Source organism: Streptomyces sp. NPDC055103, from assembly GCF_053607625.1.
In genome coordinates this window covers 63,743-90,471 of sequence record NZ_JBSGTX010000032.1, presented here as the reverse complement: position 1 = coordinate 90,471, position 26,729 = coordinate 63,743, and the positions used below count along the sequence as shown (strand labels likewise).

The following is a 26,729-nucleotide window of genomic DNA, read 5'->3' as shown; positions in this document are numbered from 1 at the left end:
GGCTTGGCCGGCGTACCGGGTCAGGGTGCGGGTTCCCCTGCCGGGCCGGGGGGCCCCGGCCGGGGCCGAGGTCCCCGGGGCCGGCCGGTCGCTCACCGGGCGGGTTCCTGCATGGTGACGCAATGCGTGCCACCGCCGCCGTTCCCGTAGAGGTTGTCGAGATCGAGCTGGACGACGGGCGTGCCGTACACGGCGGCGATCGCCGTCTTGGCCGCCGCGTCCTTGACCGCCACGCTCTTCGCCCTGGCGGCCTTCCGCAACACGCCCCCGGCACGCCACCGATCGGCTCCCTCATGGACTGCATCACCTTCCTCCGGGCCGAGACCGTCATCGCGTTCTGCCACGTCGCCGTGGCCGTCACGGGCTTCACGGCGGAGCGCCGACCGTCGAACGCGGAGGCGTCCCAGGGGGTGCTGTCACAGGCCTGCCCGCGCGGCGGATCCGTTCATGTTCCTACCGGTCCACTGACAGGAGGTGTCAGTGGACCGGCTCTAGCATGCGGGCCATGAACGTCATCGTCGAACTCCGGCAGTACACCCTCCACCCGGACGCCCGGGACACCCTGGTCGACCTCTTCGAGCGGGAATTCGTCACGGGGCAGGAGGCGGCCGGCATCACCGTAGGCGGCCGGTTCCGGGACCTGGACGACCCTGACCGCTTCGTCTGGCTGCGCAGCTTCCCGGACATGGCGGCACGGGCGCGGGCGTTGCACGCCTTCTACGGCGGCCCCGTCTGGCAGGCCCATCGCGAGAGGGCCAACGCGACCATGATCGACTCGGACGACGTGCTCCTGCTGTCCGGACCGGGCCTCGCCGCCCCGGACACCTCGGGGCCGCTCGTCGCAACCATCTGCCACCCCGTGGACCCCGCGGCCTTCGCCGACCACTTCGAGCAGCACCTGCGCCCCGCTCTGACCGCCGACGGGACCCCCGCACAGGCGGTACACCACTCCCTGCACGCGGAGAACACCTTCCCCGCACTGCCGGTCCGGACCGGTGAGGACGTCCTGCTCTGGTTCACGGCGGGGCAGGCACCGTGCCTGCCGGACCTCTCGACCCACCTGAAGTCGGCTCCGCAGCAGCTCCGGCTGCGGCCCGTCCGGGGGCGGTAGCCCCAGGCAGCGTCCTTCTTTCCGCCGATGGGGCAGTTCTCGCAGGCCAGCGGCCTCTCGGTCACCGCGCTTCGACACTACGACGCCAGTGGCGTGCTGATGCCGGCGTTCGTCGATCGGGTGAGCGGCTACCCCCCCCTGCGCCAGAGGCCTCCAGCGCATGCAGGTGCGGCCGGGCCTTCCTACGATGAAGGCGTACGTCTCGCTGTTCTGTCGGGGTCCAACCGGAGCGAGGGAACATGGCGGCCCAGGGTGACGAGGGTGCCGTGTCCGCCGAGCGGCCGGCGGGCCTCAAGGCCAACGCGATCGGCTTCGTGGACGCCCTCGTCATCGGGCTCAACAGCACGTCTCCCGCGTACTCCCTCGCCGCCGTCATCGGCCCGATCGTCGCCCTGGCCGGGGTCTACGCCCCCGGCGTGATGTTCGCGGCCTTCGTGCCGATGCTGCTGATCGCGTCGGCCTTCTCCTACCTCAACAAAGTGGACCAGGACTGCGGCACCACCTTCTCCTGGGTCACGCGCGCCATGGGCCCCTGGGCGGGCTGGCTCGGCGGGTGGGCCATCGCGATGACCGGCGTCCTGGTCGTCGGATCGCTCGCCGACGTGGCCGTGACCTTCGGCCTGATGGCCGTCGGCCTCGACAGCTGGGTGGACAACACCTTCGTACGCCAACTGCTCACGGTGCTGCTCGTCCTCGTGATGACGGCCGTGTGCGTCGTCGGCACCGAGCTGTCGGCGAAGGTGCAGAACGTCCTCATCCTGGCGCAGGTCGCCTGTCTGCTGATCTTCGTCGGCGTCGCGTTCACCGCCGTCTACGCCGGGACGAGCGCGTACGCGTCCGTCGAACCCTCCCTCAGCTGGCTCAACCCGTTCGGCGCGGGCGGCGCGGCACTGACCGGCGGGCTGCTCCTGGGCGTCTTCATCTACTGGGGCTGGGAATCGGCGGTCAACCTCACCGAAGAGGTCGAGGACTCCGCGACCGCCCCCGGCAGGGCGGCGCTCTGGTCGACCGTGATCCTCCTGGTGACCTACGTGTCCGTCGGATTCGCGATCGTGGCCTACGCCGGTCCCACGTTCCTGGCCGAGAACGCCGACGAGGCGGAGTTCGTCTTCGCCCAGCTCGCCACCGACGTGCTCGGCGGCTGGGACTGGGTCCTGCTGCTCGCCGTCTCCACCTCCGCGATCGCCTCCACGCAGACCACCATCATCCCGGCCTCGCGTACCGCGCTGTCCATGGCCCGCCGCCGGGCGCTGCCCGCGCACTTCGGCCACATCAGCCCGCACTTCCGCACCCCCGACGTCAGTACGTGGTGGGTCGCCGGTATCGCCGCCGCCTGGTACCTCGTGGTGAACCGGATCAGCACCAACGCCCTCTTCGACTCGCTCACCGCGCTCTCGCTGCTCATCGCGTTCTACTACGCCCTCACGGGCCTCGCCTGCGTCGTCTACTACCGCCGGCACCTCCTCGACAGCGTTCGCAACCTCCTGCTGATCGGCGTCGGCCCCCTGGTCGGTTCCGGGCTGCTGACCTGGCTCCTGGTGCGGTCGGTCTCCGACATGTCCGATCCGGCGAACTCGTACAGCGGCACCTCGTGGTTCGGTCTCGGTCCGCCCCTCGTCATCGGCATCGGCATCGCCGTCACCGGCGTGGTCCTCATGCTCGCGCGACGCCTGCGGGCACCGGCGTTCTGGCAGGAGCGCCCGAGCGTGGCCGACCCCGACCTGGTGCACGGCCGGAAGTAATCCCCAGGGGGACCCGGCCCGCGACTGGCTGCCGGAGCCGCCCGCACCGGACCCCCTCACGGCGTGACGGCCAGTCGTCGGAGCAGCGCGAGGTCCACGTCCAGCAGACTCCGCACGACGGTGCGGCGCGGCGCCGGGGCGATGGTGGTGAGCGAGGGTACGGCGACGACCGTGCAGCCGGCCGCCTCCGCGGAGGCGACACCGGTCGGGGTGTCCTCGACGGCGACGCACGAGGCCGGGGCGGCGCCGAGGGTGGTCAGGGCCGCCCGGTAGGGGTCGGGGTACGGCTTGGTGCGCGGGGTCTCGCCCGCCGCCACGGAGAGCGTGAACCGGTGCCGGCCGAGGGCGTCGAGGACGGTGTCCACGACCGGCCGCGGGGAGGCCGAGACCAGCGCCGCGGGGATGCCCACTGCGTGGATCGCCGCAAGGAGGTCCAGTGCCCCCGGGAGGGCGACGACCTGTCCGCGGACCAGTTCCGTGAAGCGCCGTTCGAGGTTGTCGCCCAGCCGGGCCGGGTCCGTGCGGCCGTCCTCCGCCGCGCGGGAGGCGAGGTGCTCGGCGCAGTCCTCGACGGCGCGGCCGAGGACGAACGCGAGGTCCGCGTCCGTGAGGGAGATGCCCAGACCGAGGGCCTCCTCCTCGACCGTCCGCCGCCAGAGACGCTCGGTGTCGACGAGTGTGCCGTCCATGTCGAAGAGGACCGCTTGGAGTTCGGTTCGCACGGGCACGGGATGCTCCCTGGTGGTGGGCTGATCGGGGCCTCTCACTCCTCGGTGGCTCCGGGAGCGGGGGTGTCGCGCAGGTGGACGTGGCGCGTGGCGGCGGCGTGGAGTTCGAGGACGGTGACGTCGTTGGCGCCGGGCCTGAGGACGGGAGCGGGGACGTACAGGCTGGTCTGTGGTCCTCGGGACCAGTAGCGGCCCAGGGGGAGCCGTTGATCCAGGCCAGGCCCTTGGTCCAGCCGTCGAGGTGGAGGAAGGTGTCGGCCGGCTCGTCCACGGTGAGGGTTCCCTGGTGGAAGGCCGGGCCCACCGGCGGCCACGCGGGATCGAAGGGCCGGTACGCGAGGGCTTCCGAGCAGTCGAGGGGCAGGGCGCGGCCCTGCCACACGGCGGGCGGCATCCCGTTGATCGTGGTGCGGCCCAGCAGGCCCTTGTGGTCGCGGAGCCGCGGTCCGTAGTTGACGCGCCCCTGGTTCTCGACCAGGACGGCGAGCCGGGCTCCGGGGCGGGGCACGGTGAAGGCGAGGGCGTGCTCGTGGTTCTCGCGTTCCAGGACGCCGACGGGCTGCCCGTCGACGAAGACCTGGGCGCGGTCGTGGACCTGCTCGGCGTGCAGGACCGCCGGCCCGGGCGTGGGCAGGCCGGTCTCGTACAGGACGAATCCGAAGGGGTGGCCGAGCTCCTCCAGGGTCAGCGCCCGGCCGGCGGTCGCGGGGGCGCCGAGAACGTCGGCGGGTTCCAGCAGGCCGGCCGGGCGGGTGAGTTCCACCGGGCCGTACGCCACCTTGGTGGCGGCGGGGGCACGGAGTCCGCGGGGACGGGTGCGTGGCGGGCGATGACCTCGCGGAAGGCGGCGTACTTGGGGGTGGGGTCCCCTGCCTCGTCGAGGAGGGCGTCGTAGTCGTAGGAGGTGACGGTGGGGCGGTAGGTGCCCTTGTCGTTGGCCCCGTTGGTGAAGCCGAAATTGGTGCCGCCGTGGAACATGTAGATGCTGACGGAGGCGCCGGCGGCGAGCAGGGTGTCGAGCTCCGCGGCGGCGTCGGCCGCGTCGCGGCGGGCGTGGATGCCGCCCCAGCGACGCCGTGGCGGCGCAGCACGGCGGCAAGCTCGGCCAGGTAGGCGCTGTCGTCGCCGTGGGCGCCGTACTCGTTCTCGACCTGGAGGGCGAGGATCGGCCCGCCGTTGCTGCCCAGGTAGGGGAGGAAGCGGGGAGGTCGAGACCTCCGTCGAGGTGGAACTCCCCGCGGCGGGGGGCGTGCGCGTTCCACGGGACGTAGGTCTCGACCGTGTTGAGGCCCAGCAGCCGTGCCTTGTGGAGTCGGTCGGCCCACTGTTCCGGGTGGACGCGGAGGTAGCGCAGGGCTCCGGAGACGATCCGGAACGGGCGGGCGTCGAGACGGAAGCCGTCGTCGGCGATCTCCAGGCGGGCCATGGCGGTGGTGCTCCTCAGAGGGTGTGTCGGGGTGTGGCCCCCGGTTCTAGGGCGTGCTTCGAAAGTCCCGTCTGCCGGGCGACGCCTGGCCTGCCCTTCGGGCAGACGACGCTACTTTCGAAACACCCCCTAGGCGAGTGGGCGGCACAGCAGGGCGTCGGGGACGCCGCCGTGGCTCCACTTCCAGGTGAAGGCGACACCGGCGACGTACTCGTGGTCGGCGCACTGCCCCTTGTAGTAGCCCGGCGCCCAGTCACTGCCGGTCGAGCCGCCGGTGGCAGGCCGGTTGTCGCCCTGGTCGAACCAGAGCACGCGGCCGGTGGTGGGGAGGGAGACGGTCGCGGGAGCGCACAGCAGGGCCGACATGGCGTTGCCCTTCACGCTGTAGCCCACCGCGAAGGTGCGGTCGGGGCACTGGCGCTTGTCGTAGCCGCTCGCCCAGTCGCCGCCGGTGACGTACCGCTCGTCGGTCACGACGGTCCAGGGGCCGCTCGCCTTGGCCGGCTGGCCGGCGTCGGTGCACAGGCCGCGGCTGTCGCTGCGGCCGAGGCCGACCAGTCGCTGGGTGTCCGGGCAGTTGCCCTTGCGGTTGCCCGGGGACCAGTCCGGCTTCGCGAGCATGGTGGCGGAGACGTTGTGGTCGGCGTAGTCCAGGTTGAGCATGTTCCAGCGCGGGGCCGGGGCGATCCGGCCGGTCCTGCCGGGGGCGCCGACGAGCTTGTTCCAGTCGGTGGCGCGCCAGTCGCCGGCGTCCATGACACCGAGCCGCGTGCCGTTCGCGCTGTAGTTGACCATGGCCCAGTTGTCCTGCGGCGTGCCGTTCGAGTCGGTCCAGCCGACCAACGGCCAGATGGCGAAGTCGGTGTCGTTCCTCACCAGGATGTCGGTGAAGTTGGTGAACCAGGCGCGTTCCCTGGCGTCGGGCTCCCCACGGCCGGCGGCACCGAACTCGCTGATCCAGACGGGTGCGGTGAAGTGCTGGCCGGACCGGGTGACGAACAGGGCCTGGTCGTCGACGACCTGGGCGAGCTGTGCGGGCGTGAACTCCTCGTAGCGCGGGTCGTGCGTCTCGCCCGTGCCGGTGGCGCCCGTGTGGTTGGGGCCCGTGTAGCCGTAGAAGTGGGCTGCGTAGACGAGCTTGTCGGAGCGGATCAGGGTGTGGGACAGCGTGGCGACGGGGGTCAGCGTCGGGCGGCCGTGGGGGGTCAGGTCGGTGGGTATGCCCTGCCAGTTGATGCCCTCCATGACGACGAGCATGTCCGGGGCGGCCTGAAGGATCTTGTTACCGGCTTCCTCCATGGCTTTGTAGAGGTCGTGGTCGTTGCCCCAGCCCCAGTTGGGATCGTTCCAGGTGTCGCGGCGGACCTCGTTGCGCAGGTCGGCTCCGACGACCCGCTTGTCGGCCTGGTAGCGCTTCACCAGGAACACCCAGTCGTCGATCCATTGCTGGGTCGACTGGCCGCTGTTCCAGCGCTCGTTGCCGTCCAGCCCGCAGCAGAAGCGGTAGCTGGTGGTGTGGTTGTTGAGGATGACGGCGAAGCCGTCCGCGGTCAGGGCCCCGACGACGGCGTCGAGCACCTGCAACGGGGTCTTGCCCTTGAGCTGCGGGTTGGCGGCGACGGCCGAGTCCGGGACGACGCTCGTGTCGTGGATCACCGCGTTGGCGAACGGCAGCCGGATGCTGTTCAGGCCCAGGGCGTGGAAGTCGGCCAAGATCCCGGCGATGGGCTTCCTGTCCAGGCCGAGCGGAATGTTGTGCGACATCTGCCTCGCCTGGTGGTTGGCGACGTCGCCGACGTCACCACTCCCCTGCCAGGTGCCCTGGGCGCCGGCCCAGTTTCCGGACTTGAGCTTGAACCGGTCGCCGTTCGCGTCCACGACGTACCGGTCCCGGGTCGACAGTGGGGCGGTCCACGAGGCGGCGAGCTGCGCGCCGGTGAGGGGGACGGGCGGCGCGATCGCCGCCGCCGGTTCGGGTTGGGGTGCGGCGGCGGCCGGCGCGCCGACGACCAGCGCGGACAGGACGGCCAGGGCCGCGGTCGCGCGTCGGAGGAATGTGCGAGGTGTCACGGGATCTCCTTGCGGAAGGGGTCGTGAGCCTGTTCTTTGTGGTGCGGCATGAGGGGCCGGGGCCGTGGGTCAGCCCTTGAGGCCGCTGGTGGCGATGCCCTCGACGATGTACCGCTGGGCGACGAGGAACATGACGACCAGGGGCGTGATGGTGACGACGGCGCCGGCGAAGAGCCCCGGCAGATTGATGGTCTGCGAGGTGAGGAAGGTGGACAGCGCGATCTGTGCGGTCCAGGCGGACGGGTCCTGGCCGATGACCAGGGGCCACAGGAAGGAGTTCCAGCTGTCGATGAACGACAGCGCTCCCAGCGAGGCCAGCATCGCTCCGGAGCTCGGCAGGGCGATCCGGCGGTACAGGCCGAGCCAGCCGAGGCCGTCGAGCCGGCCGGCCTCCTCGATCTCGGTCGGGAACTGGAGGTAGAAGTTGCGGAAGAGCAGGACCGCGAACGGGTTGAAGAGGCCAGGCACGATGAGGCCCCAGAGCGTGTTGACGCCTCCCATCGAGCCGACGACGACGAACGTCGGTACGAAGGTGACCGAGCCGGGGATCATCAGCGTGGCCACCACCAGGGCGAGCAGCACTCCGCGTCCCCGGACGGGGATCCGCGCGAGGGCGTAGCCGGCGGCGGACGCGAGGAGCGTGGAGACGGGCGCGGTGACCCCGGCGATCAGCAGCGAGTTGCCGAGGGCCCGACCCATGTTGACGGTGGGGTCGGCGAACAGGGCGGTGAAGTTCTCGACGTGCATGGACGAGGGCCACCACGTCCACTCGGGAGCGGTCAGACTCCGGGAGTCCATCAGCGAGTTGCGGAGCATCAGGTAGAAGGGCGCGAGGAAGGCCGCGGTCAGCAGGCCGATGAGCAGGCCGCGTACGAGGAGGCGCGACGCTCGGGACAGCGCGGGCAGGGTGATCACGCGCGTCTCACTCTCCGCTCCTGCCGAAGCCGGTGAACCGCCCCTGGATCAGGGTGACTCCGACGATGACGACGGTGAGCACGAAGGCTCCGGCGGAGCCGAGGCCGTAGTTCTGGTTGCCCATGGCGGTGTTGTAGAGGTGGACCAGCGGGGTCTGTACGGGGGCGGTGCCCGTTCCGGAGAGCCCGCTGTTGAACAGGTTGTAGAACTCGTCGAAGGCCTGGAAGGCGGCGATGAAGAGGAGCATCAGGACGGCGACGGAGGTGTTCCGCAGCATCGGCAGGGTGATCCTGGTCAGGAGCCGCCGCCCGGTGGCGCCGTCGAGCGCGGCGGCTTCGAGGACCTCCTTCGGGATGGCCTGGAGTCCGGCGAGGAAGAGCACCATGTAGAAGCCGACCTGGAGCCAGAGGCGCAGGGTGACGAGCACCAACCAGTAGAGCGGTGGCGAGGAGGACTGGAGCCAGGCCACGGGCTCCGCTCCGAACCAGCCGCCGATCGTGTTGGCGATACCCGCCGGAAGGCCGTTGAACAGGGACATCTTCCACAGCAGTGACGCCGCGACGTACGAGACGGCCGCCGGGATCAGGAAGGTGGTACGCAGCAGGGCCCTGCCGCGCCGGACCCGGTTCACCAGCAGGGCGAGGCCGAGCGAGGCGGCGAAGGTGACCGGCACGATGAAGGCGGTGAACACCACGATCTGGAGCAGGGATTCGCGGAACGCCCGGTCGGACAGGAGGGTCCGGTAGTTCTCCAGGCCGACCCAGTCGCCGAGGGCGATGGTGCCGCGCGCGTCGCTGAGGCTGAGCAGGAAGCTCCAGCCGATCGCGACGTACTTGAAGACCCCGAGCCCGATCAGCGTCGGCGCGGTCAGCACCACGAACGCGAGCCAACCGGACCGACCCACGCGGGGACGGCCGCCGCGCTCGCGCCCGGCGCGGGCGGCGCCCCGCGGGGTGTCCGCGGTGCGCCCGGCACGTTCGGGCTGCAGCGTGAGGCCCGTCGGCGGGGTCATCGGCCGAGCTGCTTGTCTATCTCGCTCTGCGCCTTCTTCACCGCGTCGGCCAGGAGGGCGGCCGGATCGCCCTGCCCGCCGGCGATCTTCGCCGCGGCCGCGGAGAACGCGCTGCTCACCGCGGTGTCCCAGGTGCCCGGGTAGTGCCTTCCGTGCTTCTCGGCGAACCCCACGGTCTCCTTGGCCGCGCCGTCGGAGAGCTTCGTCGCGGTGGCCGCGACGGAGGTCCGCGGCGGGACGTGGAAGCCGTAGCTCTCGGCGAAGTCCTTCTGCAGGTCGGACCGTTCGACCCACAGCCACTGCACGAACTTCTTGGCCGCGGCCACGTTGCCGCCCTTGGCGTTGACGCAGCTGGTCCATCCGCCGACCCGGACGACGGGGGCGCCGCCGGCCTTGTAGGCGGGCCACGGCACCACCCCGAAGTCGTCGCCGAGGGCCGCCTTGACGGCCGGCATCGCCCACAGTCCGCACCACTGCATCGGCACGACGCCCTGGGTGAGGGCGGCGGGGTCCCACCAGTCGGTGGTGAATCCGAGCAGCAGTGACTTGTCGTCGTGCAGACGCTTCAGTCCGGTCAGCGCTTCAAGGGCCTGCGGCGATCCGAACACCACCTTGCCGTCGCGGCTCACGAGGTCGCCGCCGTTGGAGAAGACCGCGAGGCCGGGGGTGTCGCCAAGGCCGTCGTTGCCGACGAACAGGCCCTTGTTCTTCTTGGTGGTGAGGGCCTTCGCCGCGGCGACGAGGCCGTCGAAGGTGGCGGGCGGGGTGATGCCGGCCTTCGACAGGACGCTCTTGCGGTAGTAGAGCATCATGACGTCGTCGATCATCTTGACGCCGTAGAGCTTGCCGTCGACGCCCACCGCTTCGACGGCGTTCTTGTTGAAGTCGCTTCTGGCGCTGCCGTACACGTCGTCGAGCGCGGCGATCTGGCCCCGGCGGGCGAGGTGCTCGTTGAAGTCGCCGATCTCGAAGACGTCGGGGGCGGCGTCGGTCAGCAGGGTCGCGTTGAGTTTGCCCGCGTAGTCGCCGGGCACCCACGTCACCTTGACGGCGATGTCCGGGTTGGCCTTGGTGAAGGCGGTGGCGTAGCGGAGCACCGCCTGCTGGGTGCCGGCCTCGCCGTAGGCGTGGTACCAGACGTTGAGGGTGGTCTTCGCCCCGGAGGCGGAGCCGCCGGTGGGGTCGGTGCTGCAGGCGGTCGTCAGGACGCTTCCGGCGGCGATCAGCAGCGATCCCGTGAGGAATCCGCGTCGGCTAAGCTCGGTTCTGCGTGCGCTCATGTCCCGTCCTTCTTGTGAGGGTGTGTGCAGGGCGGATGTGCTACCTGGTCGACGCCTTCGTCAGTGCTTGCCGGCAGAGGAGGGCGACGGCCAGGGAGTGGTGCGCGTCGGCTGCGGGGAGGTTCAGCCGGCGCCGGCCGTGGGGATGGCCGTGTACTGCGGGAAGAGCGCCTGGATGGCGACGGCGGCGCCGCCGCGGGCCCACTCCTCCCAGGGGAGCGGGCGCAGCGAGAGCGGGCACCGGGATGCCGCGCCGAAGGCCTGTGCGGCGTACGCGTCCTGGATGTGCCGGCCGAGCAGGTCGTAGGCGTCGACGCCTTCGCCGCTGACGACGACCCGCTCGGGGCCGACGAGGTTGACGAGTGCCGCGATGCCGACCCCGATCGCGTGTCCGGCACGGGCGAAGGCCCCGACGGCCTCGGGGTGGCCCTCGCGGGCCATGCGGACGACCTCGTCGAACGTGATGTGCCCGTCCTCGGTGGCGTGGCGGACCGAGGCCAGAATCGCGTCGGTGGAGGCGATGGCCTCGACGCAACCTCGCGCGCCGCACCGGCAGCGCGGACCGGTCGGGTCCACGCAGAGGTGCCCGACCTCCCCCGCGACGCCGTAGGCACCCCTGAGGAGACGGCCGTTGACGACGAGCGCCGAGCCGATACCCGCGCCGATGGTGACCAACGCGAAGTGGTCGGTGCCGATGCCTTCGCCGAACCAGTGTTCCGCGACGGTCAGGGCCCTGACGTCGTTCTCGACGGTGACCGACAGACCGGTGGAGGCGGTGAGCAGTTCGGCGAGCGGGACGTCCCGCCAGCCGAGGAGTCCGGCATGCCGGAGCACCCCGCCCTCCCGGTCCACGTCGCCAGTGACGGCGACGCCGAGGTGACGCGTACGGTCCCGGAACGCGGGCTCGCTGTCTAGGAGTTCGTCGACGAGTTCGGCGACGAGGGGGACGACCATCTCGGGGGTGCACGCGCCGAGCCGCCTGGCGGCCGTGGCCCGGATACCGGCCCGCAGATCGCACACGGCACCGAGGAGCCGGTCGGCGGTGATCTTCAGACCGATGAAGTACTCCCTGTCGGCCGCGACCGCGAGCGGGTTGACGGGTCGGCCCGCACCGGGTGCGGTGCGCTCCGGCGGCAGTTCGTACAGGTAGCCGTCGTCGATGAGGGGCCTGGCCGCCTTGGTGACGGCGGTCGAGGAGAGTCCCGTCCGCCGCGCCAGTTCCACTCGGCTGAGTGGTCCCTCGGCGAGCAGCAGGGCGAGCACCGCCGTCTCGGCTGGTGCGGTGACCAAGGGCTGTGAGTGAGGTGGAAACACGGGAGCAACGTAGAGCAAATAAATAACTTCTTCCAGTATTGATTTGGAAGTTGGGCTCGTCCTACGCTCGGCCCCGCCTCGTGCCCATCACGTCAGGGGACCCATCCGTGCTCGTCACGCTCCCGCCCGTCACCTTCGATCCCGCTCTCGGCCTCGCCCAGCTGCGCACGCCGAACAGCCTGTACGCGCTGCGCGTCGGCGCCGACGGCAGCCCCCGGCACCTGTACTGGGGCGCACCGCTCGACGGCCTGTCGCTCGCCGCGCTCCCCGAGGCGGTCTCCCCCGCCGCCAGCAGCTTCGAGGCGGACGCCGCCCCCGACGAACTCGCGCCGCAGACCGGCGCGCGCTTCGGGCCGGCCGGGCTTCAGGTCCGTTTCGCCGACGGGACCCGCGGCACCCAGTGGCGGTTCGCCGGTCATTCCGTCGACGGCGGGGAGCTCCGGCTGCGCCTCGACGACCGGCATCGCCCGCTGCGGGCCGAGCTCTGTTACCGCGTCCGGCCGGACACCGATGTCGTCGAGCGGTGGACGGAGTTGACCCACACCGGAGCCGCGGACGGGCCGCCGGATCCCGTCACCGTCGACCGGCTCGACTCGGCCTCCTGGACCGCTCCCCCGCTGGCCGACTACCGGCTGAGCCATCTGATCGGCGGCTGGAACAGCGAGTTCCAGCTCCAGCGCGACCGACTGCCCGTGGCGGAGACGGTTCTGACGAGCCGTCGGGGTATCACCGGACATCACGCGAGTCCGTGGCTGGCTGTCGACGACGGCACGGCGACCGAGCAGCAGGGCGAGGTGTGGAGCACCGCGCTCGCCTGGAGCGGGAGTTGGCGCGTCACGGTGCAGCGCGACCCGGTCGGCCGGACCACCTGGACCGGCGGGTTCGGCCACGAGGGGCTCGGCTGGACCCTGCGGTCGGGCCAGAGCCTGCGCACGCCGACGTACGCGGGGCTCTACTCCCCGCACGGCTTCGGCGCGGCCAGCCGCACCTGGCACCACTACGTACGCGGCCACGTGCTGCCGGAGCCCGACCGCGACCGGCCGGTGCTCTACAACTCCTGGGAGGCCACCGGATTCGACGTCGACGAGGCCGGCCAGCTTCGGCTCGCACGCCTGGCGGCCCGCGTCGGCGCCGAGCTCTTCGTCCTGGACGACGGCTGGTTCGGCACGCGCCGCGACGACCGGTCCGGACTGGGCGACTGGACGCCCCGCCGGGAGGCCTTCCCCGACGGGCTGCGTCCGCTCGCCGACGAGGTGCACCGCCTCGGCATGGGCTTCGGGCTGTGGGTGGAGCCGGAAATGGTCAACAGGGACAGTGAGTTGTACCAGTCCCATCCGGACTGGGTCCTCCACTCGCCCCGGCTCGACGCGACGGAACTGCGCAGCCAGCTGGTGCTGAACTTCGCCCGGCCCGAGGTCGAGGAGTGGGCGCGGCGGACCCTGAACGACCTCGTGCGCTCCTACGACGTCGACTGGCTCAAGTGGGACGCCAACCGTCCCTTCACCGAGGCCGGCTGGGCCGGACACCCCGACCCGGACCGGCTGTGGATCGACCACACGCGGGCCGTCCACCGGATCATGGACCAGTTGCGCGCCGACCACCCCGGGCTGCGCATCGAGGCGTGCGCGGGCGGCGGGGGGCGGGTCGACCTCGGCATCCTCGCCCGCACCGACCAGGCCTGGACCTCGGACAACACCGATCCCGTAGACCGGATCAGCATCCAGCACGGCTTCGGTCAGCTCCTCCCCGCGCAGGCCATGGCCGCGTGGGTCACCGACAGTCCCAACCCGACCACCGGACGGCGGACTCCACTGCGCTTCCGCTTCCATGTCTCCATGGCGGGGGCACTGGGGCTCGGCGGGGACCTGACGTCCTGGTCCGAGGAGGAGCTCGCGGAGACCGCTGATCTCGTCGCCCGGTACAAGGAGATCCGCCCGCTCGTCCAGCGGGGACACCAGCACCGGGTCGCCGTCGGCGGACCGGTGACCGCCGTCCACTACGCGGCCCCGGACGACAGCGAGCACGTGGTCCTGGTCTGGCGTCCCACGACCCGCTTCGGCCACCGCCCCGAGCCGGTGCGGCTGCCGGCCCTCGACCCCGGGGCTCAGTACGTCGACCCGGAACTGAACCGCGTGTACAGCGGCGCCGTTCTGGTGCGGTGGGGCATCGACCCCCGGCTTCCGGACGGCGACTACGCCAGCAGCCTGATCCGGCTCCGCCGCGTCAGCCCCTGAGCGTCACACCCCGGCCCAGCGCCTTCCCCGGCCCAGCACCCTCCCCGTACCCCGCCCAACCCTCCATCCCCCGCCTTCTCCCGCCCACTCCGGCCCAAGAGACTCTGGACCCACCCATGAACGCTGCCACGGACACCGCCCACGTCCTGGTGATCGGCATCGACGGCGTACGCCTCGACCTGCTTCCCGAACTCGACACTCCCCACCTCGACGGCATCGCCCGTGCGGGCTTCCTGGCGCCCGTCGAGGTCGACGCCGTGACACCCACGATGTCCGGCCCGTGCTGGACCACGATCGTCACCGGCGTAGGTGTCGCCAAGCACGGCGTGTGGGCGAACCGCCTCGACGGCAACCGGCTCGACGTCTTCCCCGACTTCACGACCCGCCTCGCCGCCTCGTGCGGACGCCGCACCTTCGCCGTCGGAGGCTGGGCCCCGCTCTTCCTCGCCCAGGAGGGCGGGCCGCTCTTCGTCGCCCCCACCCGGCTCGGCTACGTCGCTCCCCACGAGGACACCCCCGAGGCATGGGAGGAGGTGGACGAGAAGGTGACCGCCGAGGCCGAACACCTCCTCGGTCTGGACGAGGTGCTCCACGCCGGCTTCGTCTACCTCGGCGCGGTCGACGAGACCGCCCACTTCCTCGGTTGCGACAAGGAGTACCGCCTGTCGATCGAGGCCGCCGACCGGCGCCTCGGCCGGCTGCTCGCCGCCGTACGCGCCCGCCCCGACCACGCGGCGGAGCAGTGGACGGTCATCGTGGTGACGGACCACGGCCACCGTGACGAGGGGGGCCACGGGGGCCGCAGCCCGCTGGAGCGCACCGCGTGGATCGCCGCGTGCGGTCCCGGTCTGACCGCCGGCGCGGTGCCGTCGCTGCTCCATCACGCCGATGTCGCCGCCCACGTCTACACGGCCCTCGGCATCACGCCCGACACGCACTGGACCCTGGACGGCACCGCTTTCACCGCATAACCTGATCACCTTTCAGCGCGTACCCGATCATGTCAGACGTCAATCCGCTCGCAGGAGTTCCAAACCGATCAAGATCGGTTCTATAGTTCCGTCGTTCAACCTCTTCCCCCGTGTGCCTGCTCTCGAGAGTCTGGTTGATGTCGGCGTCGCCCACCCCGTTCCGTCCTGCCCTGATCGCCTCGCTGCTGACCCTCGCCGCCGGTGGTGCGCTCGCCGCGGCGGCGACGACCGCGGCGCCGGGCGGAATCCGCCCCGCGCTCGGCTGGTTCGCGGCCTGCGGAGTCCTGTTGCTGTCCTCCGCCACCTTCGCCGTGACCTGGTACGGGCGCACCTCGCGGGCGCTCGGCCGGCGGGCGGAGGTCCTCACCGCCGAACTCGCCTCGCGAGAGGCCTACATCGACCGCTACCGGGCCACCGCCGAGCGCGAGGCGGCGGCGACCGAGGAGCGGTACGCCACGGAGGCCGCGGCGTCGGAAGCCCGCCACACGGCTCGCGCGGAGGAGCTCGTACGCTCCCACGAGGCCTCGGCGGCACGGCTCGCCGCGGCGCGGGCGGCCGACGTCGTCGACCTGGAGAGCCGGCTGCGCCGCGCCGAGTCCGCCCGGTCCGCGGCCATGGCCGCCGCGGCCAACGCGGCCGGACGGATGCAGGCGCTGGCCACGAGCATGATGGCCGACCTGCGGGAGATGGAGCACCGGCACGCCGACGAGGACGTCCTCACCGACCTCCTCCACCTCGACCACCGCACCGCCCAGGCGGGCAGGCTCGCCGACTCCATCGCCGTGCTGACCGGGGCCCGTTCGGGCCGGCGGTGGACGCGTCCGATCGTCATGGAGTCGATCCTGCGCGGCGCGATGGGCCGGATCGGCGGGTACCAGCGGGTGCGGCTGCACTCCGGCAGCGCGGTGGCGGTGACCGGCCACGCCGCCGAGGGCATCATGCACGCCCTGGCCGAGCTCCTCGACAACGCCGCGAACTTCTCCCCGCCCAACGCGGAGGTCCACGTGTACGTGGAGGAGGTGCCGGCCGGCCTCGTCATCACCGTCGAGGACAGCGGTCTGGCCATGAGCGACGTGCAGTTGAGGCGCGCGGAGGCCGCCGTCGGAGCGGCCGCCCAGGACCTGGCCGGACTCTCCGGTACCCGTCTCGGCCTGCACGTCGTCGGCCGGCTGGCCCGCAAGCACGGCCTGACCGTGTCCTTCCGGCCCTCGGCACGCGGGGGCACCGGCGTTCTGTTGATGGTGCCTCAGGAACTCATCAGCCGCGCGCCTGAGGAGCGGACCGGCGCCCCCGCCGAGCCGCCGCCGGTCGCGGGCCGCGCGGTGACCGCCCCGGTCCCCGAGCGGACGCCCACGGCAGCGGCCACCGCTCCCGCGACGGCGAACGAACCCGGGGCCGTCCACGACACCCCGGTCGAGCAGGCCGACCCGACCACCGAGCACGCCGACCCGGCCGAGCACGCCACCGCGTCCGAACACCCCGACGCGGCCGAGCACGGCGCCGAGGCGGCACCGGACGGCATCGTCCTGCCCCGCCGCCGGCGCGGGGAGACCCTGGCCGCCCAGCTCAAGAGCGCGGAGACGCCCGGCGAACCGCGCCAGGACGCTCCGTCCACCGGCCCGTCCGCCGGGGCCAAGCCGCGCTTCGGCAGCTTCCACCGGGCCGTGCGCGCCGCGGGAGGCCGGGCCGCCGACGACGAGCGGCAGGCCGACACGTCCGTACCGTCCGACCCCCAGGACCCGGCGGCCGCACCGCACGCGCCGGCGTCCTCGAACTCCCCGTATTCGGAAGGCAATCCGCGATGACCGGCACCACCACCGACGAGAAGCTCAGCTGGCTCCTTGAGGGCCTGCTGGAACGCACCCCCGGCACCCGTCACGCCCTGGTACTCTCCCGCGACGGCCTCAAGCTCTGCCGTACCTCCGAGCTCTCCGTCGACCAGGCCGACCAGCTCGCCGCGATCTCCGCGGGCATCCAGAGCCTGTCGCACGGTGCGTCCGTCGAGTTCGGCGACGGCACGGGCGGCGTCCGCTCCGCGATGGCCGAGTTCTACGGCGGCATCCTCTTCATCGTGGAGGCGGGCGACGGCGCCCACCTCGCCCTCGTCGCCGACGAGGACGCCGACGCGGGACTCGTGGGCCACAACATGACGGAACTGGTCGAGCAGCTGGGCGAGCACCTCGTCGCCAGGCCCCGGGGATGAGCCGGGTCAGGCCGGGCCGGGACGACTCGCCCGACCGCCTCTACACCGTCACCGGCGGGCGCACCCGTGCCGGATCCGACGCCTTCGACGTGGTCACGCTGGTGGTCTCCGAGAGTGATCCGGTCCCCGGCATGCAGTCCGAGCACGCCGCGATCCTGCGCATGTGCCGGTTCCCCACGGCGGTGGTCGAGGTGGCGGCCGGGCTCGGCCTGCCCGTGTCGATCACGCGGATCCTCCTGGCCGACCTGCACGACACCGGCCGGATCAGCGCACGCCATCCCCGGCCCTCGTACCGCCTTCCCGATCACGACATCCTGGAGCAGGTGCTCGTTGGACTCCGTAGCCTCTGAGACGCAAGACCGCCGGACCCTGCACAGCACCGCCGACAACGGACTGAAGATCGTCATCGTCGGCGGGTTCGGAGTCGGCAAGACCACCCTGGTCCGCTCGGTCAGCGAGATCCGCCCGCTGAACACCGAGGAGACGATGACGCAGGCCGGCGAGCACATCGACGACACCGGCGGCGTCGCCGCGAAGAAGGCCACCACCGTGGCCTTCGACTTCGGCCGGATCTCCCTCGACGCGCACAACGTCCTGTACCTGTTCGGCGCCCCCGGACAGGAGCGGTTCTGGTTCCTGTGGGACCGGCTCTTCGCTGGCACGCTCGGTGCCGTCGTACTCGTCGACACCCGGCGGCTCTCCGACTCCTGGTACGCCGTCGACCGCCTCGAACACCACGGCACCCCGTTCGTCGTCGCCTGCAACGACTTCGGCGGACCCGCCCACACGCCCGCCCAGATCCGCGAGGCCCTCGACCTCGCCGACGAGGTTCCGCTGGTCTTCTGCGACGCCCGGTCGCGGGAGTCCGGCAAGCAGGTCCTCATCTCGCTCGTCGAGCACCTGCAGACCCTCGTCGCCCCGGACCCGCAGCCGATCCCGGAGCCCGCCCCGTGACCCACCCCGCGTCCCCGTACCCGCCCGTCCCCCTGAGCGGTCCCCGGTTCCAGACCGACCCCGTCGAGCTGTACCGGCGGATCCGGCGCGAGCACGGCGCCGTCGCCCCGGTCGTGCTCGACGGCGACATACCGGCCTGGCTGGTCCTCGGCTACCGCGAGCTGCACCAGGTCACCAGCGACCCGGTCCTCTTCTCGCGCGACTCCGAGCTGTGGAACCAGTGGGACGCCATCCCGGCGGACTGGCCGCTCCTGCCCATGATCGGCCGCAAGCAGCCGTCCATCCTCTACACCGTCGGCGAGCGGCACCGCGAGCGGGCCGGGGTCATCTCCGACGCGCTGGAGGCCGTCGACCCGTTCGTCCTGAAGGCCCGGGCCGAGCGGTTCGCCGACGAACTCATCGACGGGCTCTGCGCGAAGGGCGCCTGCGACATCATCGCCGAGTACGCGATGCTGCTGCCCGTCCGCGTCCTCGCGAGCGTCTACGGCTTCGCCGACGAGCAGGGCCCGGCTCTGGTGACCGCCATGAACGACATGATCAACGGTCAGGCGGGGGCCCTGGAGGGCCAGCGCCATCTGGCCGAGTCCATGTTCGCGCTGCTCGCCGCCAAGGCGGAGACGCCCGGTGACGACGTCGCCTCACGCATGATCGCCAACACCGCCGGCTTCACCGTCGAGGAGGTCGCCCAGGACCTCATGGTGATGATGGCCGCCGGCCACCAGCCCACCGCCGACTGGATCGGGAACTCCCTGCGCCTGATGCTGACCGACGACCGGTTCGCGGCCTCCCTCTCCGGTGGCCGCCACAGCGTCGGCGAGGCGATGAACGAGGTCCTCTGGGAGGACACCCCCACCCAGAACGTCGCCGGCCGGTGGGCCTCCCGCGACACCCACCTCGGCGGGCGCCGGATCGGCCGGGGCGACCTCGTCCTGCTCGGCCTGGCCGCCGCCAACTCCGACCCGCACGTCCGGGCCGACTCCGGCGCCCTCACCGGCGGCAACAACGCCCACCTCTCCTTCGGGCACGGCGAACACCGCTGCCCCTTCCCCGCGCAGGAAGTCGCCGAGACCATCGCCCGGACCGGCATCGAGGTGCTCCTCGACCGACTGCCGGACGTGGATCTCGCGGTGGCGGAGGACGGCCTCACCCGCAGGCCGTCCCCATGGCTGCGAGGCCTCTCCGCGCTCCCCGTGACGTACACCCCGACCCCCGCCCTTGGAGCCTTCGCATGAGCTGCCCGTACGACCACACCGCCGCGCCCGACGCCGACGTGATCGTCCTCGACCCCTTCGTCGCCGATCTCGACGCCGAGAGCGCCCGGCTGCGCGAGGCGGGCCCGCTGGCCCGCGTCGTCCTGCCCGGCGGCGTGCCCTGCTGGTCCGTCACCCGCCACGCCGAGGCACGGCAGCTGCTCACCGACTCCCGTCTGGTCAAGGACATCGACGTGTGGGGCGCCTGGCAGCGCGGTGAGATACCCATGGACTGGCCCCTGATCGGGCTGGCCAACCCCGGCAAGTCCATGCTGACCGTGGATGGCGAGGAGCACCGGCGGCTGCGCACGCTGGTCGCGCAGGCGCTGACGGCGCGCCGGGTGGAGCGGCTGCGTGCGGGCATCGAGGCCCTCACCACCGAGAGCCTCGACCGGCTCGCGGAGCGGCCGGCCGGCGAGGTCGTGGACCTCAAGGCGGAGTTCGCGTATCCGCTGCCGATGAACGTGGTCGGCGAGCTGATGGGCGTCGACAAGAGCGACCACCCCGTCATGAAGGCCCTGTTCGACAAGTTCTTCTCGACGCAGACCCCGCCCGAGGAGGTGCCGCAGATGATGGCGGACCTCGGTGCCCTCTTCGCGGGGATCGTGGCGGCGCGGACCGAGCAGCCCGGCGACGACCTCACGAGCGCGCTGATCGAGGCGTCGGAGGGCGGCGACCGGCTCAGCACGCAGGAGATCACCAACACCCTCCAGCTGATGGTGGCCGCCGGTCACGAGACGACGATCAGCCTGATCGTCAACGCCGTCGTCGCCCTGGAGACCCACCCCGAGCAGCGCGCCCTGGTGCTGAAGGGCGAGGTGCCGTGGGAGAACGTCATCGAGGAGACCCTGCGCTGGTCGACGCCCACCTCGCACGTCCTGATCCGGTTCGCGAGCGAGGACATCCAGGTCGGCGACCGGGTGCTGCCGAAGGGTGACGCGCTGATCGTGTCGTTCGGTGCGATCGGCCGGGACGAGGACCAGCACGGTACGACGGCGGGCGCGTTCGACGTGACCCGTACGCCCAACCGGCACATCGCCTTCGGCCACGGTCCGCACGTGTGCCCGGGAGCGGCGCTGTCCCGCCTCGAGGCGTCGGTGGCACTCCCCGCGCTGTACGCGCGCTTCCCCGAGCTGCGGCTCGCGGTGCCGCGCGAGGAGCTGCGGAACAAGCCGGTCGTGACGCAGAACGACCTGTTCGACCTGCCGGTGTTCCTGGCCTGACCCGGCCCGGGGCTTCCTCCCGTCGGGCGGGCCGCGGCCGGCCCGACAGGAGGGGTGATCTGGTGTCCAAGGGGGGACTTGAACCCCCACGCCCGATAAAGGGCACTAGCACCTCAAGCTAGCGCGTCTGCCATTCCGCCACTTGGACCAGGTGTGTGTCGTGACGCGGAGTGACCCCCGCGGCGACAGAGATCAATCTACCAGGCCGACGGGGTGCTCTTCACCCACGTTTTCCGTGGTCAGCGCCGCGCGGCCAGACGCACGTGCGATTACTCCACGTGACGCGGGCGCTGCGCGAGGTGACGCCGGGTGCTTCACTGGCGGCATGCCTTTCGCTCACTACGGCGTGCTCGTGGGAAGCCTCTACCGGCACTACCGCGACCTGCCCGACAACCAGGGCCGCTGGTTCCACATGAACCTGGAGGTGGACGCTCCCGACGGGCGCTACCACTGCGCCGTCGACGTGGACAGCCACAAGTCCGACGTCGGGGTGCGGTGGAAGTCCTTCACCGTGGACGCCGCCGCACTCGGACCCGCCGCCGTGCTCGCCCCCGGCTACCACGACCTCGACTCCACGCCGGAGTCCGGCGCCCTCGACTTCCTGCGCCATCCGGAGCTGGTGGACCGCACCGGCGTCCTGTTCGAACGGCGCCCGCCGTCCTGGCTCCAGGAGCTCCTCGACCTGCTCGGCTCGCGGCCGTGGCACGCCGGGTCCAACGAGGACGCCGCCGCCGCGCTGGAGGCGATGCTGGTGCCGGGGCAGCGCGTGCTCGTCTTCGGCGAGCCGTTCGCCGACGACCTCGAAGGCGACCTCGGCATGCACAACATCCACCAGAACCAGGGTGATCCGGCGGGCTCCCAGTGGTGGCCGGAGAACGGGATCTGGCAGGACGGCGGGACGCTCGCCCGGCGCGACGACGGCCGGTACGACGTCTTCCTGAACAGGTTCTCCAGCCAGGCGGGGCAGACGGACAGCGGCGGCCACCCCTTCGGGTGACCGCCCGGCATCAGCCGACGATCCCCGGTCATCAGTGCTCTGTCCTCAGCCTTCGGTCCTCCGTCCTCAGTCCTCCAGCGGCCGGGTCGCAGGGCCCTGGAGCACCGTGCCGTCCCGTGCGAAGCGCGATCCGTGGCAGGGGCACTCCCAGGTCTCCGCCACCTCGTCGTAGCCCAGTTCGCAGCCCATGTGCGTACAACGCCTGCGGGTCCGCAGGCCGTTCACGTAGTGGTGGGCCACGGCGGCCTGATGGCGTACCACCCCCGGGTACTCGCGGACGGGCAGGGTCCGGCGCGGATCGACGAGCTCCGTCCACGCGGGGCGGGGATCGCCCGTCACATGTGCCGCGAGGAGACGGCCCGCGGCGACGCCGTTGCTGAGTCCCCAGCCGCCGAACCCGGTGGCGACGTAGACGTGTTGGGTGTCGGGGTGCTCGTGGCCGATGCAGGGCAGTCCGTCGGCCGTGTGGACGTCCTGGGCCGCCCACCGGTGGACCGACGGCGCCTCGGCGAAGCCCGGCAGGTGGCCGCGCGCCCACTCCTCCAGGCGCGCGTACCGCTCGCGGACACCACCGCTCCCCGGTTCGTACGCCTCGCCCGCGACGATCAGGAGCCGCCGCCCCTCGCCGAGCGGGGCGGTCCGCACCGACCGGGTGTTCTGGTCGGAGGTCACGTACATGCCGTACGGGGCGTCGCGTTCCCCGACGGCGGCGGCGACGACCAGCTCGCGGCGCACCGACAGCCGCAGCAGCAGGGTGGAGTGGCAGCGGAGCGGGAAGTGGGTGGCCAGGACGACGTCACGGGCGTGGACCGTGCCTCCGGCCTCCAGCGTGAGCCGGCAGTCGGCGCCCTCCTTCAGCTCCGTGACGCGGGTGTCCTCGTGGATCCGGACGCCCCGCGCGATCAGGTCGTCCGCCAGGCCGAGCAGGAAGCGGCGCGGGTGGAACTGCAGCTGCTCCTCGACCCGGACGGCCGCGGCGACGGCGTAGGGAAGCCCGGTCCCGGTCACCTCGGCGGCCGGCAGTCCCGCTTCGGCGGCTGCCGCCGCCTCCTCGTGGATCTCCCCCACCCGCTCCTCGTCGACGGTGTAGGTGTACGCCGGACGGCGTTCGAGCTCGGCGTCGATGCCCAGGTCCGCGCAGAGGCGCACCACCTCCCGCAGGGCGCCCTCCTGGGCGTCGGCGTACAGCGCGGCCGCCGGTGCGTCCTTCCGGCTGCGCAGGCTCGCGTAGAGCAGCCCGTGCAGGGACGTCAGCTTGCCGGTGGTGTGGCCGGTCACCCCGGCCGCGATCCGCCCCGCCTCCAGCACCACCACGTCGCGTCCGGCTCGGGTCAGCTCGTGGGCGGTGCACAGGCCGGCGATCCCGGCGCCGACCACGACCACGTCAGCGGTGAGGTCGTCCTCCAGGGGCGGGCGGGCTGGGTGGGGCGGCGCCGACTCCAGCCAGTAGGAGACTCCGGTTCCGGGCATCCTCACTCCTCACGGAGGGTGCCCGCATCGGCGTCGGCACTGTCCTCCAGGGCGTGGACGATCGCCGCCGAGAAGGCGTCGAGGTCGTCCGGCTTTCGGGAGGTGATCAGCGGATGGCTTCCGGAGGTGTCGACGACGACCTCCCGGTCGACCCAGCCGCCACCCGCGTTCTCGACGTCGGTCCTGAGCGAGGGGTACGAGGTCAGCTCCCGGCCTCCGGCGAGACCGCTCTCCACCAGGAGCCAGGGTCCGTGGCAGATGGAGGCCACCGGTTTGCCGGCCTCGGCGAAGGCCGACACGAGACGCAGCGCCTCGTCGTCGGTGCGCAGCCGGTCGGCGTTCACGGTGCCCCCTGGCACGATCACGGCGTCGAATCCGTCCGCCGTGGCTCCGGCCATGGTGGTGTCCGGCCGTACGACCGCGCCCGGCCGGCGGTCCGAGACCAGCGTCTGGACGTCCCCCTCCTCCTGGGCGGCGACCGTGACCCGGGCGCCCGACTTCCGCAGGGCGGCGATGGGCTTCTGCAGCTCGTCCTGCTCCGTCCCGTAGTTCGTCGTGAGGACGAGTACGTGCTTGCCGTCGATGGACACGAGGTGTTCCTCTCTCTCGCGGGTCCTATGGGGTCGGGGTGGTCCGCGGTCCCGCCGTCCGGCGCCGCGACCAGCGGACGACCAGGTTCAGCAGGCTGGTCAACGTCAGGACCCACGTGGCCGCGAACGCCCAGATCAGCGCCGGCGCCTCGGTGCCGACAGCGAGGACGAGCAGGGTGACGGTCGTGAGGCCGAGGGCGACGACGCCCAGCACGGGCAGCCGCCGACGTACGCCGGCGGCCGAGGGCACGGACCACCGGAGGCCCCGGCTCATCGTGCGCAGGCGGCGCGCGAGCGGCTCGTCCTGGTCCAACTGTTCCTCTATCTCCGCGAGAGCGCGCAGCTCGCGCGCCGAGAGCCGGACCTCGTCCATCGCGGACACCTCCTCCCACTCCCGCCTCCTGCGCGGGGTCGGATTCCGCGGCCGAACCGGCCGCGTGTCCTCCTCCTCGTGCGGCTTCCCGAAGGACGCGAGTCGAACCACCGTCACTGGATCAGGGTCGCCGCCCGGCGGCCGTCACCAAGCCTCGGTGGTTCGATCACGGCCGCCCGCCCGGCGCGCCGCACACCCCACTGCGGTATCCCCTGAGCGCTGGACCGCGAGCCGCCCCCGGGATCTACTCCGCCGGGGCGGGCCGCAGTTCTTTCGGGCCGTAGACGGCCGCGTCCTTCCCGGACAGCAGGGCCCAGTAGCGGTCGCCGAAGGACCAGTGCCACCACTCCGTGGGGTAGTTCACGAGGCCCGCGGCGGAGAGCACGTCGCCCAGCAGCTCGCGGTTGGCGCGCGCCTCCTCGCCGATGTTCGGGGCGTGGGTGTAGCAGGCGCCCTCGCTCTCCTCCGGGTCCGCGTTCATCCGTGTGCCCAGGTCGCGTTCCCGTCCGTCGGCGTCCGCCAAGGTGAGGTCGACGGCCGCTCCGGCACTGTGCGGAGCGATGTCGGGCGGTGACACGTAGCGGCTCGCCGCGGAGTGGATCCGCTCCTCGGACCAGTCGGCGTGCAGGGCGCGCAGCTGGCCGGCGTACTCCTCGAAGTACTCCCGCTGGAGCGACGGCGGCCGGTAGCCCTCGACGAACAGCAGCCGCAGGCCGCGCGGCAGCAGCGCCTGGGCCTCCAGGAGCCGGTCGAGCACTCCCGACCGCAGGTACGCGAAGGCGTCCGCGGGATCCTGCTTCCGCGTGTCGACGAGCAGCGAGCCGCTCGTGCGGACGTCCACGAGACGGTCTCCGCATTCCGCGACGGGTATGGCACAGACCTTCGGGTCGGACATCAAGACGATCTCACTCATAGGGTGATCATCTCGTACGTACGCCTGACAAGGACGGATGGCCCGCATGCGACCGATCCCCGAGCCTGCCGACAGTGCTCCGGCAAGCACTCCCCAGGCGCGCCCCGTCTTCGACGCGCACCTCCACATCGTCGACCCGCGCTTTCCCCTGGTCCAGAACGACGGCTATCTGCCGCCCGCCTTCACCGTCGAGCGGTACCGCGAGCGCGTCGCCGGACTCGCCGTCCGGGGCGGCGCGGTCGTCTCGGGTTCCTTCCAGGGCTTCGACCAGGGGTATCTCCGCGCCGCCCTGGCCGCCCTCGGCCCCGGCTTCGTCGGCGTCACCCAGGTCCCGGCCACCGTGACGGACGCGGAGATCACCGGCCTCGACGCCGCGGGGGTGCGGGCGGTCCGCTTCAACGTCCGGCGCGGCGGATCGGCCACCCTCGACCAGCTGGACCGCCTCGCCCGCCGCGTCCACGACGTCGCCGGCTGGCACACCGAGCTCTACGTCGACGCACGCGACCTGCCCGAACTGGCCACGACCCTGGCCGCCCTGCCCGCCGTCAGCATCGACCACCTCGGCCTGCACCGCGACGGACTCCCCCGTCTGCTGGCCCTCGTCGAGCGGGGCGTCAAGGTCAAGGCCACCGGGTTCGGGCGGGTCGACCTCGACCCCGCCGCGACCATGACCGCCGTTCTGCGGGCGGACCCCACGGCTCTCATGGTCGGCACCGACCTGCCCTCCACCCGCGCCCGCCGCCCGTTCACGGACGACGACCTCGTCCTCGTCGCCCGGACCGTCGGCGAGGAACACGTCGGCGCGGTGCTGTGGGACAACGCCGCCGCGTTCTACCGCGTCCCCACCTCCGCGTCCCCCGGTCCTCGGCGCGGCATGGCAGGAAGTCCGTAGGGCCCCTACCGCTCCGGCGTGCTGCCGCGGACGACCGGCTCCGCCGGGAGCAGCAGTCCGCTCGCCGGGGCGGCGGCGGGGTCCTCGACGGCGGCGATCAGCCGGTCGACGAGGGCGTGCGCGATGCCGGACAGGGGCAGCCGCACGCTGGTGAGGGCGGGCTGGAGCACCGTGCAGAGCGGCATGTCGTTGAAGCCGGTGACGGCGACGTCGGCGCCGACGGTGAGTCCGGCGGCCCGGACGGCCTGGTAGGCGGTAAGGGCGAGCCAGTCGTTCGCGCAGACCAGGGCCGTCGGGCGGGCGGGTCCGACGAGCAGGCGCTGGACGGCGTGGGAGAGCGCGGCCGGGTCGTCGTCGGGGACACCGACCTCGAAGGCGCCTTCGGGTGCGGCGGCCGCGGCCTGGAGCAGGCCGGACCGGCGGTCGGCCAGCCAGGGCAGGGAGGCCGCGGAGTTGACGTAACAGATCCTGCGGTGGCCCTGTTCGAGCAGGAGACCGACCAGGGCGGCGGTCGCGGCGGCGGAGTCGATGTCGACCCAGTTCTGCGGGCGTCCTGGGGCGGTGCGGCCGAAGGCGGCGAACGGGAAGCCGGCCTCGGCGAGCACGTCGACCCGGGGGTCGTCGTGGATGACGTCGGAGAGGACGAACCCGTCGACCTGGCGGGCGGCGATCAGCCCGTTGAAGGACTTGGCGACCGCTCCGGCGCCCTGCTGGGGGTCGCAGCGGAACAGCAGGATGCGGTGGCCGACGGCGTCGGCGGCGCTCACGAGCGCCTGGAGGAAGCCGCCCATCAGGGGGTTGGGGTCGGCGGGGTTGTCGGCGGGCGCGGGGTAGCCGATGACCTTCCGCGTGCCGGTGCGCAGGCTGCGGGCGGACTGGTCAGGCTGGTAGCCGAGTTCGTCGATGGCGGCGGTGACCCGGGCGAGGGTGGTGGCGCGGAGCCGGTGGGGGGCGTTGAGGGCGTTCGAGACGGTCTGGCGGGAGACGCCCGCCGTGCGTGCGACGTCCTCGATGGTCACCTGTCGAGCGGTCATCGTTCCTCTGTGTGCGGTGGGCGGCGG

At 72.1% G+C, this 26,729-nt stretch carries 26 protein-coding genes, 1 tRNA gene and 3 pseudogenes; 12 read left to right on the top strand and 18 right to left on the bottom strand.

Annotated elements, in window-relative coordinates; translation table 11 throughout:
- Positions 1-92 precede the first annotated feature (92 nt).
- A complete protein-coding gene (locus ACWFR1_RS21275) occupies positions 93-263 on the bottom strand; it encodes a hypothetical protein (RefSeq protein ID WP_453553374.1) in 171 nt (56 codons plus the stop codon).
- A gap of 242 nt (positions 264-505) precedes the next feature.
- Between ACWFR1_RS21275 and ACWFR1_RS21270 the strand changes: the two genes are divergently transcribed.
- Positions 506-1,111, top strand: coding sequence for an NIPSNAP family protein (locus ACWFR1_RS21270; protein WP_453553372.1), 606 nt, complete (start codon positions 506-508; stop codon positions 1,109-1,111).
- 239 nt (positions 1,112-1,350) lie between these two features.
- A complete protein-coding gene (locus ACWFR1_RS21265) occupies positions 1,351-2,853 on the top strand; it encodes an APC family permease (protein ID WP_453553370.1) in 1,503 nt (500 codons plus the stop codon).
- Positions 2,854-2,909: 56 nt separating this feature from the next.
- Here ACWFR1_RS21265 and ACWFR1_RS21260 read toward each other — a convergent pair whose 3' ends face one another.
- The 11 genes and pseudogenes from ACWFR1_RS21260 to ACWFR1_RS21210 all read right to left on the bottom strand — a co-directional run bounded on the left by ACWFR1_RS21260 (position 2,910) and on the right by ACWFR1_RS21210 (position 11,574).
- Complete coding sequence (locus ACWFR1_RS21260) at positions 2,910-3,581, bottom strand: HAD family hydrolase (RefSeq protein ID WP_453553368.1); 672 nt, start codon at positions 3,579-3,581, stop codon at positions 2,910-2,912.
- A 35-nt stretch (positions 3,582-3,616) separates the two neighbouring features.
- On the bottom strand, positions 3,617-3,895 hold the full coding sequence (locus ACWFR1_RS21255; protein ID WP_453553382.1) for a hypothetical protein: 279 nt from the start codon (positions 3,893-3,895) through the stop codon (positions 3,617-3,619).
- Positions 3,829-4,209: pseudogene (locus ACWFR1_RS21250) on the bottom strand (beta-galactosidase); the annotation flags it as partial. The pseudogene ACWFR1_RS21250 and the gene ACWFR1_RS21255, both read right to left, overlap by 67 nt.
- A gap of 56 nt (positions 4,210-4,265) precedes the next feature.
- Complete coding sequence (locus ACWFR1_RS21245; protein WP_453553380.1) at positions 4,266-4,640, bottom strand: beta-galactosidase; 375 nt, start codon at positions 4,638-4,640, stop codon at positions 4,266-4,268.
- A 69-nt stretch (positions 4,641-4,709) separates the two neighbouring features.
- Positions 4,710-4,843, bottom strand: a pseudogene (locus ACWFR1_RS21240) (hypothetical protein); the annotation flags it as partial.
- A gap of 2 nt (positions 4,844-4,845) precedes the next feature.
- Positions 4,846-5,007: pseudogene (locus tag ACWFR1_RS21235) on the bottom strand (beta-galactosidase); the annotation flags it as partial.
- 129 nt (positions 5,008-5,136) lie between these two features.
- Positions 5,137-7,077 (bottom strand): glycoside hydrolase family 5 protein, encoded by a 1,941-nt coding sequence (locus ACWFR1_RS21230; RefSeq protein ID WP_453553366.1) that lies wholly within the window; start codon positions 7,075-7,077, stop codon positions 5,137-5,139.
- A 69-nt stretch (positions 7,078-7,146) separates the two neighbouring features.
- Entirely contained in the window at positions 7,147-7,992 is an 846-nt protein-coding gene (locus ACWFR1_RS21225; RefSeq protein WP_453553364.1) for a carbohydrate ABC transporter permease, read from the bottom strand.
- Between the two features lie 7 nt (positions 7,993-7,999).
- Positions 8,000-9,004 carry a carbohydrate ABC transporter permease gene (locus tag ACWFR1_RS21220; protein WP_453553362.1) on the bottom strand — a complete coding sequence of 335 codons (1,005 nt, stop codon included), beginning with the start codon at positions 9,002-9,004 and terminating at the stop codon, positions 8,000-8,002.
- Positions 9,001-10,284, bottom strand: a complete 1,284-nt coding sequence (locus ACWFR1_RS21215) for an ABC transporter substrate-binding protein (protein ID WP_453553360.1) — start codon at positions 10,282-10,284, stop codon at positions 9,001-9,003. The genes ACWFR1_RS21220 and ACWFR1_RS21215 overlap by 4 nt, the downstream gene beginning before the upstream one ends.
- Positions 10,285-10,407: 123 nt before the next feature.
- Positions 10,408-11,574, bottom strand: a complete 1,167-nt coding sequence (locus ACWFR1_RS21210; RefSeq protein ID WP_453553358.1) for an ROK family protein — start codon at positions 11,572-11,574, stop codon at positions 10,408-10,410.
- A 131-nt stretch (positions 11,575-11,705) separates the two neighbouring features.
- Here ACWFR1_RS21210 and ACWFR1_RS21205 point away from each other — a divergent pair, with 131 nt between their 5' ends.
- The 8 genes from ACWFR1_RS21205 to ACWFR1_RS21170 all read left to right on the top strand — a co-directional run bounded on the left by ACWFR1_RS21205 (position 11,706) and on the right by ACWFR1_RS21170 (position 20,433).
- A complete protein-coding gene (locus ACWFR1_RS21205; protein WP_453553356.1) occupies positions 11,706-13,832 on the top strand; it encodes an alpha-galactosidase in 2,127 nt (708 codons plus the stop codon).
- A gap of 116 nt (positions 13,833-13,948) precedes the next feature.
- Positions 13,949-14,803, top strand: coding sequence for an alkaline phosphatase family protein (locus tag ACWFR1_RS21200; RefSeq protein WP_453553354.1), 855 nt, complete (start codon positions 13,949-13,951; stop codon positions 14,801-14,803).
- Between the two features lie 137 nt (positions 14,804-14,940).
- Entirely contained in the window at positions 14,941-16,608 is a 1,668-nt protein-coding gene (locus tag ACWFR1_RS21195; RefSeq protein ID WP_453553352.1) for an ATP-binding protein, read from the top strand.
- On the top strand, positions 16,605-17,006 hold the full coding sequence (locus tag ACWFR1_RS21190) for a roadblock/LC7 domain-containing protein (RefSeq protein ID WP_055639735.1): 402 nt from the start codon (positions 16,605-16,607) through the stop codon (positions 17,004-17,006). Before ACWFR1_RS21195 ends, ACWFR1_RS21190 begins: the two co-directional genes overlap by 4 nt.
- Positions 17,003-17,356, top strand: coding sequence for a DUF742 domain-containing protein (locus ACWFR1_RS21185; RefSeq protein ID WP_125740882.1), 354 nt, complete (start codon positions 17,003-17,005; stop codon positions 17,354-17,356). Before ACWFR1_RS21190 ends, ACWFR1_RS21185 begins: the two co-directional genes overlap by 4 nt.
- Positions 17,337-17,960: a GTP-binding protein gene (locus tag ACWFR1_RS21180; RefSeq protein WP_453553349.1), complete on the top strand. Its 624-nt coding sequence runs from the start codon at positions 17,337-17,339 to the stop codon at positions 17,958-17,960. The genes ACWFR1_RS21185 and ACWFR1_RS21180 overlap by 20 nt, the downstream gene beginning before the upstream one ends.
- The gene (locus ACWFR1_RS21175; RefSeq protein ID WP_453553347.1) at positions 17,957-19,192 is read left to right on the top strand and encodes a cytochrome P450; all 1,236 of its coding nucleotides are present in this window, start codon (positions 17,957-17,959) and stop codon (positions 19,190-19,192) included. The genes ACWFR1_RS21180 and ACWFR1_RS21175 overlap by 4 nt, the downstream gene beginning before the upstream one ends.
- Positions 19,189-20,433 carry a cytochrome P450 family protein gene (locus ACWFR1_RS21170; protein ID WP_453553346.1) on the top strand — a complete coding sequence of 415 codons (1,245 nt, stop codon included), beginning with the start codon at positions 19,189-19,191 and terminating at the stop codon, positions 20,431-20,433. The genes ACWFR1_RS21175 and ACWFR1_RS21170 overlap by 4 nt, the downstream gene beginning before the upstream one ends.
- A 60-nt stretch (positions 20,434-20,493) precedes the next feature.
- Here ACWFR1_RS21170 and ACWFR1_RS21165 read toward each other — a convergent pair.
- Positions 20,494-20,581: transfer RNA gene (locus tag ACWFR1_RS21165), tRNA-Leu, on the bottom strand.
- 177 nt (positions 20,582-20,758) lie between these two features.
- Here ACWFR1_RS21165 and ACWFR1_RS21160 point away from each other — a divergent pair.
- Complete coding sequence (locus tag ACWFR1_RS21160; protein ID WP_453553344.1) at positions 20,759-21,430, top strand: DUF2278 family protein; 672 nt, start codon at positions 20,759-20,761, stop codon at positions 21,428-21,430.
- Positions 21,431-21,496: 66 nt separating this feature from the next.
- On the opposite strand, the gene ACWFR1_RS21155 is transcribed toward ACWFR1_RS21160, so the two are convergent.
- From ACWFR1_RS21155 to ACWFR1_RS21140, 4 genes are all read right to left on the bottom strand, one after another.
- Complete coding sequence (locus tag ACWFR1_RS21155; protein ID WP_453553342.1) at positions 21,497-22,900, bottom strand: FAD-dependent oxidoreductase; 1,404 nt, start codon at positions 22,898-22,900, stop codon at positions 21,497-21,499.
- A 2-nt stretch (positions 22,901-22,902) separates the two neighbouring features.
- The gene (locus ACWFR1_RS21150) at positions 22,903-23,490 is read right to left on the bottom strand and encodes a type 1 glutamine amidotransferase domain-containing protein (protein WP_453553340.1); all 588 of its coding nucleotides are present in this window, start codon (positions 23,488-23,490) and stop codon (positions 22,903-22,905) included.
- A 25-nt stretch (positions 23,491-23,515) separates the two neighbouring features.
- A complete protein-coding gene (locus ACWFR1_RS21145; RefSeq protein WP_453553339.1) occupies positions 23,516-23,863 on the bottom strand; it encodes a DUF3040 domain-containing protein in 348 nt (115 codons plus the stop codon).
- 244 nt (positions 23,864-24,107) lie between these two features.
- Positions 24,108-24,776: a M15 family metallopeptidase gene (locus ACWFR1_RS21140; RefSeq protein WP_453553337.1), complete on the bottom strand. Its 669-nt coding sequence runs from the start codon at positions 24,774-24,776 to the stop codon at positions 24,108-24,110.
- 46 nt (positions 24,777-24,822) lie between these two features.
- On the opposite strand from ACWFR1_RS21140, the gene ACWFR1_RS21135 reads away from it, so the two are divergent.
- Positions 24,823-25,668: an amidohydrolase family protein gene (locus tag ACWFR1_RS21135; RefSeq protein ID WP_453553335.1), complete on the top strand. Its 846-nt coding sequence runs from the start codon at positions 24,823-24,825 to the stop codon at positions 25,666-25,668.
- A 5-nt stretch (positions 25,669-25,673) separates the two neighbouring features.
- Here the strand turns inward: ACWFR1_RS21135 and ACWFR1_RS21130 are convergent, their stop codons facing one another.
- Entirely contained in the window at positions 25,674-26,702 is a 1,029-nt protein-coding gene (locus tag ACWFR1_RS21130; RefSeq protein WP_453553333.1) for a LacI family DNA-binding transcriptional regulator, read from the bottom strand.
- Positions 26,703-26,729 lie beyond the last annotated feature (27 nt).